Source organism: Bacillus massilinigeriensis (assembly GCF_900111815.1).
In the GTDB taxonomy this organism is placed as follows: Bacteria; Bacillota; Bacilli; order Bacillales; family Cytobacillaceae; genus Mesobacillus_C; species Mesobacillus_C mediterraneensis.
On record NZ_LT630004.1, the window covers coordinates 1,639,264 to 1,651,996 of the forward strand.

Annotated in this window: 13 protein-coding genes and 2 rRNA genes; 1 reads left to right on the plus strand and 14 read right to left on the minus strand. The window is 41.1% G+C overall.

The window, feature by feature from the left end; translation table 11 throughout:
* Window positions 1-6 precede the first annotated feature (6 nt).
* From BQ5796_RS08570 to BQ5796_RS08605, 8 genes are all read right to left on the minus strand, one after another.
* On the minus strand, window positions 7-921 hold the full coding sequence (locus BQ5796_RS08570) for a CobW family GTP-binding protein (protein ID WP_071459855.1): 915 nt from the start codon (window positions 919-921) through the stop codon (window positions 7-9).
* A gap of 68 nt (window positions 922-989) precedes the next feature.
* A complete protein-coding gene (locus tag BQ5796_RS08575; RefSeq protein WP_083413168.1) occupies window positions 990-2,495 on the minus strand; it encodes a lmo1851 family serine protease in 1,506 nt (501 codons plus the stop codon).
* Between the two features lie 146 nt (window positions 2,496-2,641).
* Window positions 2,642-2,848 carry a heavy-metal-associated domain-containing protein gene (locus BQ5796_RS08580; RefSeq protein WP_071459856.1) on the minus strand — a complete coding sequence of 69 codons (207 nt, stop codon included), beginning with the start codon at window positions 2,846-2,848 and terminating at the stop codon, window positions 2,642-2,644.
* An 86-nt stretch (window positions 2,849-2,934) separates the two neighbouring features.
* Window positions 2,935-3,720 (minus strand): M15 family metallopeptidase, encoded by a 786-nt coding sequence (locus BQ5796_RS08585; RefSeq protein WP_071459857.1) that lies wholly within the window; start codon window positions 3,718-3,720, stop codon window positions 2,935-2,937.
* A gap of 136 nt (window positions 3,721-3,856) precedes the next feature.
* Entirely contained in the window at window positions 3,857-4,555 is a 699-nt protein-coding gene (gene deoD / locus BQ5796_RS08590; RefSeq protein WP_071459858.1) for a purine-nucleoside phosphorylase, read from the minus strand.
* A gap of 139 nt (window positions 4,556-4,694) precedes the next feature.
* Window positions 4,695-5,465: a sporulation protein gene (locus BQ5796_RS08595; RefSeq protein WP_071459859.1), complete on the minus strand. Its 771-nt coding sequence runs from the start codon at window positions 5,463-5,465 to the stop codon at window positions 4,695-4,697.
* Window positions 5,449-6,282: a serine/threonine protein kinase gene (locus tag BQ5796_RS17370; RefSeq protein WP_074033939.1), complete on the minus strand. Its 834-nt coding sequence runs from the start codon at window positions 6,280-6,282 to the stop codon at window positions 5,449-5,451. Before BQ5796_RS17370 ends, BQ5796_RS08595 begins: the two co-directional genes overlap by 17 nt.
* Window positions 6,283-6,652: 370 nt before the next feature.
* On the minus strand, window positions 6,653-6,826 hold the full coding sequence (locus BQ5796_RS08605; RefSeq protein WP_071459861.1) for a YozD family protein: 174 nt from the start codon (window positions 6,824-6,826) through the stop codon (window positions 6,653-6,655).
* 144 nt (window positions 6,827-6,970) lie between these two features.
* On the opposite strand from BQ5796_RS08605, the gene BQ5796_RS18120 reads away from it, so the two are divergent.
* Window positions 6,971-7,135, plus strand: coding sequence for a hypothetical protein (locus BQ5796_RS18120; RefSeq protein WP_159430993.1), 165 nt, complete (start codon window positions 6,971-6,973; stop codon window positions 7,133-7,135).
* A gap of 2 nt (window positions 7,136-7,137) precedes the next feature.
* Here BQ5796_RS18120 and BQ5796_RS08610 read toward each other — a convergent pair whose 3' ends face one another.
* The 6 genes from BQ5796_RS08610 to kamA form a co-directional block, all read right to left on the minus strand.
* Window positions 7,138-7,827, minus strand: a complete 690-nt coding sequence (locus tag BQ5796_RS08610; RefSeq protein ID WP_071459862.1) for a hypothetical protein — start codon at window positions 7,825-7,827, stop codon at window positions 7,138-7,140.
* A gap of 130 nt (window positions 7,828-7,957) precedes the next feature.
* Window positions 7,958-8,179 (minus strand): YozE family protein, encoded by a 222-nt coding sequence (locus BQ5796_RS08615; protein WP_071459863.1) that lies wholly within the window; start codon window positions 8,177-8,179, stop codon window positions 7,958-7,960.
* 777 nt (window positions 8,180-8,956) lie between these two features.
* A 5S ribosomal RNA gene (rrf, locus tag BQ5796_RS08620) occupies window positions 8,957-9,072 on the minus strand.
* A 76-nt stretch (window positions 9,073-9,148) separates the two neighbouring features.
* A 16S ribosomal RNA gene (locus BQ5796_RS08625) occupies window positions 9,149-10,698 on the minus strand.
* Between the two features lie 284 nt (window positions 10,699-10,982).
* Window positions 10,983-11,264 (minus strand): YokU family protein, encoded by a 282-nt coding sequence (locus BQ5796_RS08630; RefSeq protein WP_071459864.1) that lies wholly within the window; start codon window positions 11,262-11,264, stop codon window positions 10,983-10,985.
* 10 nt (window positions 11,265-11,274) lie between these two features.
* Window positions 11,275-12,705 carry a lysine 2,3-aminomutase gene (gene kamA / locus BQ5796_RS08635; RefSeq protein ID WP_071459865.1) on the minus strand — a complete coding sequence of 477 codons (1,431 nt, stop codon included), beginning with the start codon at window positions 12,703-12,705 and terminating at the stop codon, window positions 11,275-11,277.
* Window positions 12,706-12,733: the final 28 nt, after the last annotated feature.

Consider the following 12,733-nt stretch of genomic DNA (forward strand, 5'->3'; position numbering starts at 1 on the left):
GATAGTTTAGGATTCTAACCTTTCAAGCTTCGCCTTAATACACGACCAATCAATATCAAAGCCAATGAATACTAAATTTAGCGGAAGTTTCATATACTCTCTCATAAACAAGGTTGTTCCATAAGAATACTGAAACAAATCAGGAAAATCACAATGATCAAAGTGTAAATAGCCTTTAATCCTAAAAATACCTTCGGGCAAATTCATAAGGAATTCTTCAAATGACCTTTTATTAATTCTGTCTTTAAAAGTAAATACGAACGTACCGAGACCGAGCCTAGACTTTACGTGAGCAGTATCAGCCCCTGACTTGTCATGAAGCACTAGTTCATGATACTTTTTGACAGGTATCTTTGAAAATTGAGTTAAAATAATTTCAGCTGAATGATTTAAGCTTTGAAGCTCCATACAAAGTTTTCCTGCCTCCGATTCAGTTAGAAGATCCGTCTTATTAACAATTAATAAATCCGAAAACTTCACTTGTTCCACTATGAGCTGTTGAATTTGTGGTGGTAATGCGCCTCTTCCCATCCACAAAGTTCCATCCACCGTTGTTAATATCCCTTTCACTTTCAATGATTGACTACATAGCGGGGAGCAAACAGCGTCCAGTACCTCCACAGGGTGTGCGGCACCAGTGGTTTCAATATAGATTGCATCTGGTTTATGAAGGACGAGAAGTTCTTGTATTTGTGCTTCTAGCTTGTCCTGCAGTGTACAACAAACACAGCCCCCAAGAAGTTCTTTTAAAGGGATGCCTTCGTCCACTTCATCTGAATCAATAGAAATTTCACCAAGTTCATTCATGAGTACGGCAACTTTTCTGCCTTCTTCCCGTTCCCTTGATAGCATTTTTTTTAGCAGTGTTGTCTTTCCCGTGCCAAGAAAACCTGAAAGTATGAATACCTCTGTTTTGTTCATTCTCATCTCTCCTTTCCCAATCCTATTTTTACCGTAAAAAGCCCTCCGTTTATGGAGAGCTTTTCTTATTAATCTAATTCTTTCTTTAGGATCTCTGTCGCTTTTTCGATTTGCGGATCCTCTTTTTTTAGTTTTTCTTGCAAAGCACCCATCAATTTCACAGTTGTACTGCCTGAGAGAATACCAGTTTGGTCAAGTTGATTATCCTGTTGGAAGCGGATTACAGCCTGTTTGGTTTTCCCGTCAAAGTAACCATCTTCTCTCCCTGTTGTATACCCTAAAACGTTGAGCATTTTCTGTGCTACCTTTACAGATTCTGAAGCAGAAGACTCCTTAAGTTCTGTATCTGGATTAATGAATGGGAGCGAAGCATATTCTGGTAGTGTAACCTCAAATGTCGGTTTAATACCTTTTTTGTGTATCCAATTACCATTTGGCGTTAACCATTTTTTAGTTGTAAACTTCAGGTTAGAACCATCCTTAAAGCCTTCTGCCCTTTGAACAGTTCCTTTTCCAAATGTCTTTTCCCCAACTAAAGGAACATCCGCAGATTCACTTACAGCTCCTGCAAGTATTTCAGACGCGCTTGCACTTCCCTTATCAATGACAACTACAAGTGGTATATCCTTGTTGCCGTTTCCTTTTGATTTATATTCCTGAACATTTCCCTTTCGGTCCTGCACTTTAAACAGTACTTTTCCTGCAGGTACGAACCTGCCGGATATATCGATGGCTTGATCAAGGAGGCCACCTGGGTTTTGACGGACATCAAGAATAAGACCTTTCATTCCCTTTCCTTCTAAATTCTCCAGAACTTCTGTCAGTTCCTTTGAAGTATGTTCTGAAAAGTTTGTGATTTGAACTTTTGCGATTCCATCTTTCAACATTTCTCCATAAACAGTTTCTATCGGAATAGTATCACGAACAATTGAAATATTTAATGGCTCCTCTATTCCTGGTCGCTGAATGGATAATTTAACTTTTGTTCCTTTTTCTCCGCGAATTAGCGCTACTGCCTCAGATGAGCTCATTCCTTGCAGCGGCTTCCCATCAACCGAGAGAATTTTGTCTTCAGGTTTAAGGCCTGCCTTTTCTGCGGGAGACCCCTTGATTGGAGAAACAATAACAATATGCCCGTCTTTTTCTTGTATCTCTGTTCCAATTCCTTCGAAAGAGGAAGAGATACTCTGATTGAAATTTTTCGCATCCTCTTGGTTCATATAGTCGGAATAAGGGTCACCCAACGAATCAACCATACCATTGATTGCTCCATTAATGAGCTTTTTTTCGTCTACTTTTGTATAGTAGTCTGCTCTTAAAGTATCATAAGCTTCATATAGCTTTTGGAATTCTTCTCGTTCTCTAATCACTTTAACAGCAGGTTTTTCATCATTGCCAAATGCCAGTGCAAAGGTTGTAATTCCTGCAGTTAAGAAAACAATCAGGAATAGAAGCATTGTAAAGTGAAACTTTTTAATCCGGATAAATCCATGTTTATGATGGCCAGGCTCTCCTTTATTAAGGTGATTTTCTCTAGCAGCCATTTCTTCATTGTTCCTTTTATCTTGGTCCATTGGTTCACCACTTTCAAAACAATTGCATTCATTAAAAATCCTTATTGAATAGAATACCATTTTTAATACAAAAAGGACAGGGAAATCCATACAGTATCTACCCGATTTTAAGAGTAAGGGACAGCTTTATTGCTGCCCCTTAGCACTCAAATAATATGAAAGCCTTCTGATATGATAGCTTCTTTCAACGCATCTGTGGATACTCTCTTAGAATCGTACTGTACTAAAACGGTGCATTCCTTAAATGAAACCGTAACAGAAACTACACCATCCTTTTCCATTAAAGCACTTTCTAAGTTGATCTCACACTGATTACATGACATACCTGCAATTTTAAATAATTGAGTTTTCATAAAGTCTCTCCCTTGTTCTACTTGATAAAGATTGGATACCCTTTTTCAAGAAAAATAAGCGCTAGCTTAACTGCCAGCGCTACACACTATATTTTCTTCACCGTTTCAAAATACTCTTCGAGCGTCCACTTATTCTTGTAAATCGTTTCTGCTGCATTCTTTCCCACGAATCGAAAATGCCATGGTTCATATTGGTATCCTGTGATATCTTCCTTCCCTCTAGGGTACCTTAAGATGTATCCGAATCGATATGCATTATCTGCAAGCCAAACTCCTTCTTTAGCATTTCCGAGTTCTTCTGTCAGGTTTAAACCTACACTATTTCCAGAGATGTCCATAGCTAGTCCTGTCTGATGCTCACTATTTCCTGGAAATGCAACCGCTTCTGCTGCCTTTTCTTTGCCAACACGCTGAACCTCTGCGTCAAACACAGCGGTTTGCCTATCATAAGATCGGTATCCAGAAACAGCAAATAATTCTACCCCTTGTTTTCTCGCCTCACTAAACATAATTTCTAATGCCTTTGCAGCATCCTCCCTCAATAAAGCCTTCTCTAGCTTCTCTTCACCAAAGGAGTAAGATACATTCGCTCTCACAAGGTCATCAGGTGTATAACTAGAAGGTAATCCATATTCTTTATTAACCAATGCTAGTTCATTATAAGGATTATTAATAATCTTTTTTCCATCTACTACTTTAATATCATTAAAATATGCGGCTTCCAATGTTGGAGAGTCTTTCCATGGGGTTTTGCTGCTCTGTGGCTTCTCCTTCTCCTTCGAATGATTTCTACTATCCTTGAAGAAATCAGGCGCAGAACAGCCGCTAGCCAATAATGCTGCTGTCGCAAGCATGATGATTACTTTTCTCATTTTATCCACCTATCTGATTGATTTCTATGTTTAAAAATACAATATCTATTTTAGCATGCTTCATGTTTCGACACAAAAATTGAATTTTTCCAAAAAAAACAGGAACCTGCAAAAATAGCCAGGTTCCTGTCGGATATTATAAAACCGCTTCAAGCGCAACTTCAATCATATCGTTAAATGTTGTTTGTCTTTCTTCCGCAGTTGTTTCTTCCCCTGTAAGGATATGGTCGCTAACAGTCAGAATCGAGAGCGCTTTTCGATCAAATTTTGCTGCAAGCGTATAAAGAGCTGTAGTTTCCATCTCAATAGCTAGAATATTATATTTTGCCCACTTTTCCAGCTCGCTGTTATCATTATAAAATTGATCAGCGGTAAAAACATTTCCTGCTTTCAAATGAAGCCCTTTTTGCAATCCGGCATTGTAGGCTTTCAAGAGAAGATTAAAATCGGCTGTTGGCGCATAATCAACTCCACCAAAAGTCAGACGATTCATTTGGGAATCTGTTGATGATGACATTGCCAAGATGACGTCCCTTACTTTAACATCCTTTTGGATGGCTCCGCAAGTGCCAACACGGATAAGGTTTTGCACATTATAGCTGCTCATCAACTCGTTAATGTAAATAGAAATAGAAGGAATACCCATTCCTGTTCCTTGTACGGAAATTTTCTTTCCTTTATATGTTCCTGTATAGCCAAACATGCTCCTAACTTCGTTGTACAGCTTAGCATCCTCCAGGAAAGTTTCTGCAATATACTTCGCACGAAGCGGGTCTCCGGGTAATAGCACTGTATCAGCAATTTCATGTTCCTGTGCATTAATATGTACGCTCACTGTGCTTCCTCCTTTATTTTAAAACTGTTTTTCGTAAGTACTATAACATAATTCCCCTCTATGGGAAAATTATTTGTTGAAGATTCAATATTATGCCAACAAAAAAGCAACGGAAACTTTGCCGCTGCTTGTAATGTATTTAACAGTATCTATCGATGAATGATTTAAGTTTGCTATCCATCGTAGGGATATCCGAATTAGTGATGCTCAATCTAATGTTTGTTTCATCCATTTCCAGTGCTTCAGATAGAAAGCCACCAAGTCCTCGCGCCCTTCTGTCAACTTGCATATGAAGCTCCATTTGTGTAGATGTTACCGGGAAAAAAACCAATTCTAGCTCATCTAGCCTTCCACGGAACGGCCCCGATACCGGAACAAATTCAAATTCCTGGATAAACGGAAGTCTTCTTCGCAAATGATAGGGAGCTTGCTCACATTCGGATTCTCTCAGGCGAAAGCCTAATTTGTCAACTGTTTTAAATACCGCAGCCATTAATTCGGTTGGCAGTACTTTGATGTAGTCCTTATCACCAGGATCTACAGCATTTTTTATATCGAGTCCTGTGGCAACCCATATTTTCGTCTTACCTGCAGAAATTGGTGTGTCTCCAGGAAGGACGAAAGTAAAAGGAATCTCTTTTCTTTCATCTGGAGAGATGACAAATGTTTCGGAGATTCTAAAACGTTCAATCATGCCGGTGCTTGTATATTTTTTGTCATCGGCTTCTTTAACATAAGTAGTATGCAGGGATAGGTAAATATCGTCTACCTTCTGCTCTATATTTCCTCCTTTAATTTCAACAATTCCATTCACTTCTTGTCCAGGTGAAAAGGTATCTTTCTCGAGCTTCGTATCCACTTGAGCAGAACCAATCCCAATGCTTGCAAATATTTTATTGAATAATGACATTTTTTATTTCCTCCTTAAATTGAATAACGATAAAATCAAAATCTTCCTTTATTTCTTTCCAATGGTGATAAGGTTTGTCTAGCTGAAGAAGCCTTCGGATTACCTTCTTAGAGTCATCCAAGATATCTAACTCTTCCTGCCATCCTTTTTCCTTACGATCAAAAATCTCAAGATCATACGATGAGTACAATAGAAAAAGAAGAAAATGGCCTATCCCATAGAAATCACTTCTGACAGACAACTCTTTGTAGGGATTAGGATCGTTTAAATTGAAGGGAGTGTCTTCGGAAGGCAATTGCTTAGCAAGTCCGAAGTCAATAATCCTGACTCTGCCTTCTTCCACCATAATATTCGGTATCCTTATATCCCTATGAACGATTTTCTTATCATGCAAATAGCCAATATGATCAAGGAGTTCACTTGCTATTAGAAAGGATTCTTTCTCGCTAAACCGTTCTCCTTCACAAAAAATAATCTCTTCAAAGTTTTTTCCCTTTATGTACTCCATGACGAAATACGGTAGCTTATTGTCTACCCCCATAGCATAGAAAGTGGGGAATGACGAATGATGCAGCTTTGATAAAAATGCCGATTCCTGTAAAAACTGTTTTCTCCCCTTATGAGAAAGACGTTTATGAAGACGGAGAGTTTTTAAAACTGCTGCTTTACTCTTACCTTTTTCCTTTACAAGATAGCTATTTCCATAACTTCCCGATCCAAGATATTTGCTGACGATATATTTATCATCAATAAGGTCCCCAGGTTGATATTTCTTCTCGGCAAGATTTGAAATGATATGAATAAGCGACTTTAACATAGAGAATATCAGCTGCTGAAAAAGCTGCTTCTGCTTGAGAAGAAACTCCTGCTTTTCCGTTTTCGCTTATAATACTGGTGCCCATAGGAACTATGTCTCCTATATTTATCATCAGAAGAATAGCGGTGCTTACCCATTGAGTTTTTCATTAGGGATTTTAAAATTTTTTTAATCACCTTTTCACTCTCCTACATGTTTTATAGTCTATATACGTTTTTTTCTTCTATAGGTTTCATCAGGAGCTGCGTTTTGATAAATAAATTATCTCTACACGATGCATGAATGCCTTTGACCACAACGACGTTATACACTCTATTTATAATGATAGAAAGGATGCAAAAAGGCGGGCCGTTAATTAGCCCGCCTTCCGTCAAATCTCTTCAGGATCTTCATCAATGATACACTTTTTCACTAGATATTCAAATGTGATATCTGCCATTTCCTCGATTTCTTCCTCAGTGGGAACGTATCCCCTGTTCAAAAGCTCCTGAAAGAAAAAATCAGCAATTTCCTCCGTATCGATAAAAACCTCAATTTCTTTCAAAGAATCGCCCCCTTTGTACGAATGTATGAATTACCCGCTTACTTCATGTCTATGTTATTTCTAAAAACCTTTAGGAAGTAGCATGTTTCCTTATGGACAAACATAGATTTATCAGTAAAACGATGAAGGAGATGACAAAAGAAAATGATAAAACGTGCAATCACACTTTTCTCCAACGATGTCAATAATCCTGAAGGAATCACTGTCAGCACTATAGGTAAAATTACAAAGGTTTTATTCTCCTCCATCATCATGGTCTTTTTTCCATATTTCCTTTGGATTGCTTTCTTGTTTGCGAGAAGTTTATAATCTTACCACTCATTTCCCATATTTATCAAACTAGAAAGCTCAAGCAAAATATAATCGAGCACATCCTCATATTCATCATCGCCAAACCATTTATACAATATAAGGTAATCGTTATAAATGTCCAAAAGGCTGTCAATGATTAAACTTTTTTCACTTGCTTTCAAATGTGCCAACCTCTCAGCTGCATGGTGTAGTAGCTTTCTTTCCTTTTCAGGAGAGGGTAGTGCCGGTTGTGCGGACTTTGACACCGAACCCATTTTTTTGATGGCTGCTTCTGCATTTTGCGCTTCTGCAAAAAGGATCAGCTCCTCTTCTCCAGCTTCCAGCCATTCCCCATCCTTTAAACGAGATAGCTCGTAAATAACGTCTTCCCAAGCATCTTCTTTATATCGCCAAATCTCTGTCCGAAACCCAACAATCTTGAACAAATCTGCTCCATACCCTTTTACTTTAACTAGGTCTCCGAAAAAAAATCTGTATTCTATGTCAATGTGTTCTTTCTCTATAAGCTTTCCTTCATATTCCGAGAGAAGTTCTATGCTTGATTCTAAATAAAGTCCGTCGCTTCTGTTAATTTCATAGAAATATAGTCCGTCAAGCCACTTAACATTTGTCACTTTACCCACAGTACCATAGATTGTGATCACGACTGTATCACCGATTTTATATTTCGGTTCCTTCTTTTTTTCCATTTCCTCCATCCCCTCAATGATGAGCCGTGAAGTTGATTACCATCAGTATATGCTCCTGCAATGAAACCGACACCGTAAGTGTATTAATTGAGCAGACACCTATTTAAAGCAAAAAAAGATAGGGTTTCCCCTATCCTTCCCACTGTAAGTACTGTTCCCATGCTGAATCAAAGACCGTCATACTCGTTAAATAATGACCATTCAGTTCAAGATAGGAACTTAAATCATCATAATCAGTAGACAGCTTGGGAAAACTGTGATCCCGATACGCATCATTCGCAAACCTGCTGATTGTATCCTTCGGGTTCGGATGTCTATACTTCATCAAAAAATGATAAAAGCTCTTTTGCATAATTCTTGCCTCTCTTAAAACCCATAATGGCTTTACTATACCCAATAATTTGCCTCGAGTCTACAAAAATCAGATTCAAATGTCTAAGAATGTGCATGATTATTGGAAGAGTTATCAACCAACTTTGTGTAGAAATCGTTCATCTTGCGAAGAAATCAACCAACTTCTTCAATAAATCAACCAAACGGCGTTCCTGCGCCTTTTTCCGGCATCGGGGTGATTAAAAAAGTCGCTTGCAGGTACTCTTTTTAGGGCGAGCGGGTGGCCTGGGGGGCGGAATCACTCACATTGGAAGAGTTATCACTCAAGTTGAGCGCAGAATCAACCAACTTTGAGGAGAAATCGCTCATCTCGCGAAAGAAATCAATCAACTTCTGCGATAAATCAACCAAACGGCGTTTCTGCGCCTTTTTTCGGTATGGGGTTGCTTAAAAATGCCGCTTGCAGTTACTCTTTTTAGGGCGAACAGGCGGCATGGGGGGGCGGAATCAACTACATCGGGAAGATTATCACTCAAGTTATGCGCAGAATCAACCAACTTTGACGAGAAATCGCTCATGTTGCGGAAGAAATCAACCAACTTTTGCGATAAATCAACCAAACGCTGTTCCTGCGACTTTTTCCGGTATCGGGGTGATTAAAAGTGTCGCTTGCTGTTTGTTGTTCTAATGATTCAGGACTAACTGATGGGTTGCGAGCTGCTTATGGGAAAACAGGAACAAATCATCGTGATCTCAAACACAAAAAAGAACAGCCCGACTGAGCTGTTCTTTGATTGCCTGGCAGCGTCCTACTCTCACAGGGGGAAACCCCCAACTACCATCGGCGCTGAGAAGCTTAACTTCCGTGTTCGGTATGGGAACGGGTGTGACCTTCTCGCCATCGCCGCCAGACTATTTGGTTTGAGGTTTGTTCCCTCAAAACTGGATAATGTATGTTTCAGAAGGTAAAGAAGAATGAGTATGCCANAAAGGAGGTGATCCAGCCGCACCTTCCGATACGGCTACCTTGTTACGACTTCACCCCAATCATCTGTCCCACCTTAGGCGGCTGGCTCCAAAAGGTTACCCCACCGACTTCGGGTGTTACAAACTCTCGTGGTGTGACGGGCGGTGTGTACAAGGCCCGGGAACGTATTCACCGCGGCATGCTGATCCGCGATTACTAGCGATTCCGGCTTCATGCAGGCGAGTTGCAGCCTGCAATCCGAACTGAGAATAGATTTATGGGATTGGCTTCACCTCGCGGCTTCGCTGCCCTTTGTTCTATCCATTGTAGCACGTGTGTAGCCCAGGTCATAAGGGGCATGATGATTTGACGTCATCCCCACCTTCCTCCGGTTTGTCACCGGCAGTCACCTTAGAGTGCCCAACTGAATGCTGGCAACTAAGATCAAGGGTTGCGCTCGTTGCGGGACTTAACCCAACATCTCACGACACGAGCTGACGACAACCATGCACCACCTGTCACTCTGTCCCCCGAAGGGGAACGTCCTGTCTCCAGGATTGTCAGAGGATGTCAAGACCTGGTAAGGTTCTTCGCGTTGCTTCGAATTAAACCACATGCTCCACCGCTTGTGCGGGCCCCCGTCAATTCCTTTGAGTTTCAGCCTTGCGGCCGTACTCCCCAGGCGGAGTGCTTAATGCGTTTGCTGCAGCACTAAGGGGCGGAAACCCCCTAACACTTAGCACTCATCGTTTACGGCGTGGACTACCAGGGTATCTAATCCTGTTCGCTCCCCACGCTTTCGCGCCTCAGCGTCAGTTACAGACCAGAGAGTCGCCTTCGCCACTGGTGTTCCTCCACATCTCTACGCATTTCACCGCTACACGTGGAATTCCACTCTCCTCTTCTGCACTCAAGTCCCCCAGTTTCCAATGACCCTCCACGGTTGAGCCGTGGGCTTTCACATCAGACTTAAAGGACCGCCTGCGCGCGCTTTACGCCCAATAATTCCGGACAACGCTTGCCACCTACGTATTACCGCGGCTGCTGGCACGTAGTTAGCCGTGGCTTTCTGGTCAGGTACCGTCAAGGTACCGGCAGTTACTCCGATACTTGTTCTTCCCTGACAACAGAGCTTTACGACCCGAAGGCCTTCTTCGCTCACGCGGCGTTGCTCCGTCAGACTTTCGTCCATTGCGGAAGATTCCCTACTGCTGCCTCCCGTAGGAGTCTGGGCCGTGTCTCAGTCCCAGTGTGGCCGATCACCCTCTCAGGTCGGCTACGCATCGTTGCCTTGGTGAGCCGTTACCTCACCAACTAGCTAATGCGCCGCGGGCCCATCTGTAAGTGACAGCAGAAACCGTCTTTCAGCTTCCCTTCATGTGAAGGAAAGGATTATCCGGTATTAGCTCCGGTTTCCCGAAGTTATCCCAGTCTTACAGGCAGGTTGCCCACGTGTTACTCACCCGTCCGCCGCTGACTTCCGGGAGCAAGCTCCCTTCTGTCCGCTCGACTTGCATGTATTAGGCACGCCGCCAGCGTTCGTCCTGAGCCAGGATCAAACTCTCCATAAAAGAGTGAGTGATAAGCTCATCAAATAAAACGTTGGCTGATGGTCAGTGACCATCATATTATTGTTTGTTGACGCTTGTTTGTTTAGTTTTCAAAGAGCAATTATGCTGTTTTAATATAAGCGACTTTTATATCTTACAATTTTCAAAGCAAGTTGTCAACACTTTTTTTATCAGTAAGTAGGTGACTAACTTGTTTATTTATCATACCATTAGACATCAAGTAATCCAATGGAAATTTAAGGAGCATAAAAAGCGTCAGATATTAACCTGACGCCTGTTCACCCTTAAGAGGAAAAGTCGAAGTAGTTTCTTTTTAGCAATCTTGGAATTGCCATTAGGTCCTCAAACTTTATTACTTTATCTATTTTACTCGTATCAACAAGAAATAACTGGTCTTCAATTTCCTTTATGATTTCCTCTGTCTGATATGTCATTCCACAGTCTGAGCATGTAATAGCAGGAGTCTCATTAATCGCAATTGCACGAGAACCATCTGGAAGCTCCCAAAAGACTGTATTTCGGGTTTCATCTGCTTTACGACCGCACCATTCACAAATGTGGCTCATTTGCAGCCCCCTATTCATTTGAGACCGGACCTGCGGCCGGTACACTATTATGGGTTTTCTGTTTTTTTAACTGCGCCTGAAACTTCTTTTCTTTTAGTTCATCTCTTTTCTCCCGCTTGTCTTTCAAGGATGCATGGGAAGGGTCTACCTCATAGTGCTGCCTTCGATCCAGTCGTTGAAGATCTTCCGGAACAAGGTTAAATTTTGAATCGTTCATGACTGCTGCTATACCTACATCCGATTTTTTATTCTCATAATTAGGGTAAATCCCTTTGAAATATCCTTCTGCCTTTCCAGGAACATAGTTTTCTGGCTCCGGATAGGAAGTAATGACCCCTTCAAAGTTACGAAGCACCACTTTATTTGGACTTTGAGAAATAAGGTAATTAGGCTGTAAGGATATTTTTCCTCCGCCTCCCGGAGCATCGACAACAAACGTCGGAACTGCATATCCAGAAGTGTGGCCTCTTAGACCTTCAATAATTTCAAGTCCTTTAGAAACCGGAGCTCGGAAATGACCAATCCCTTCGGAAAGATCACACTGGTAAATATAATAAGGTCGAACCCGTATTTTCACCAAATCATGCATCAGCTTTTTCATAATCGGGACACTATCATTGATTCCTGCTAGGATGACAGACTGGTTGCCAACAGGAACACCGGAATTTGCCAGCATTTCGCAAGCAAGTTTTGATTCCTCTGTTATCTCAATCGATGTATTGAAATGGGTATTGAGCCAAACTGGATGATACTTTTTCATAATGTTGCACAAGTTTTCTGTTATCCTTTGCGGAAAAACTACTGGCGCCCTTGTTCCAATTCGGATGATTTCCACATGATCAATTTCACGAAGGCTCTTTAAAATATACTCAAGGATATTATCGTTGATTAATAAACCATCACCACCTGAGATAAGAACGTCTCGGACTTCTTCCGTTTTACGAATATAGTCTATCGCCGCATCCAGCTGTTTTTTCGGTACCCCCATGCCAATTTGTCCCGAAAATCTCCTTCTTGTACAATACCGGCAATACATGGAGCATTGATTCGTTACAAGAAATAAAACCCGGTCTGGATACCTGTGCGTCAGACCTGGCACAGGAGAGTCCTCGTCCTCATGAAGCGGATCTTCTAGATCATATCTTGTTTTATATATTTCTTTGCCAATTGGAACGGACTGCATTCGAATAGGACATCTTGAATCATCTGGGTTCATTAAAGAGGCATAGTAAGGCGTAATATTAAGAGGAATTGTTTTTGTAGAGATTCTAACGCCTTCTTCCTCTTCAGGAGTCAAATTAATTACTTTTTTAAGATCCTCCAGCGTTCGTACAGTATTCGTTAACTGCCACACCCAGTCATTCCACTGTTCCGCTGTCACATCTTTCCAAAGTTCAATATCTTTCCAGTGTCTAGATGGCTTATATAGAGTTTGTTTCATTTCATCGCTCCTCTGCTCATTGTTATTA

What these genes read in the sequence shown, in the direction of transcription:
- BQ5796_RS08570 (WP_071459855.1), bottom strand. Translation starts at nt 921, where the DNA reads ATGAACAAAACAGAGGTATTCATACTTTCAGGTTTTCTTGGCACGGGA.
- BQ5796_RS08575 (WP_083413168.1), bottom strand. Translation starts at nt 2,495, where the DNA reads ATGGACCAAGATAAAAGGAACAATGAAGAAATGGCTGCTAGAGAAAAT.
- BQ5796_RS08580 (WP_071459856.1), bottom strand. Translation starts at nt 2,848, where the DNA reads ATGAAAACTCAATTATTTAAAATTGCAGGTATGTCATGTAATCAGTGT.
- BQ5796_RS08585 (WP_071459857.1), bottom strand. Translation starts at nt 3,720, where the DNA reads ATGAGAAAAGTAATCATCATGCTTGCGACAGCAGCATTATTGGCTAGC.
- BQ5796_RS08595 (WP_071459859.1), bottom strand. Translation starts at nt 5,465, where the DNA reads ATGTCATTATTCAATAAAATATTTGCAAGCATTGGGATTGGTTCTGCT.
- BQ5796_RS17370 (WP_074033939.1), bottom strand. Translation starts at nt 6,282, where the DNA reads ATGTTAAAGTCGCTTATTCATATCATTTCAAATCTTGCCGAGAAGAAA.
- BQ5796_RS18120 (WP_159430993.1), top strand. Translation starts at nt 6,971, where the DNA reads ATGATAAAACGTGCAATCACACTTTTCTCCAACGATGTCAATAATCCT.
- BQ5796_RS08610 (WP_071459862.1), bottom strand. Translation starts at nt 7,827, where the DNA reads ATGGAAAAAAAGAAGGAACCGAAATATAAAATCGGTGATACAGTCGTG.
- BQ5796_RS08615 (WP_071459863.1), bottom strand. Translation starts at nt 8,179, where the DNA reads ATGCAAAAGAGCTTTTATCATTTTTTGATGAAGTATAGACATCCGAAC.
- BQ5796_RS08630 (WP_071459864.1), bottom strand. Translation starts at nt 11,264, where the DNA reads ATGAGCCACATTTGTGAATGGTGCGGTCGTAAAGCAGATGAAACCCGA.
- kamA (WP_071459865.1), bottom strand. Translation starts at nt 12,705, where the DNA reads ATGAAACAAACTCTATATAAGCCATCTAGACACTGGAAAGATATTGAA.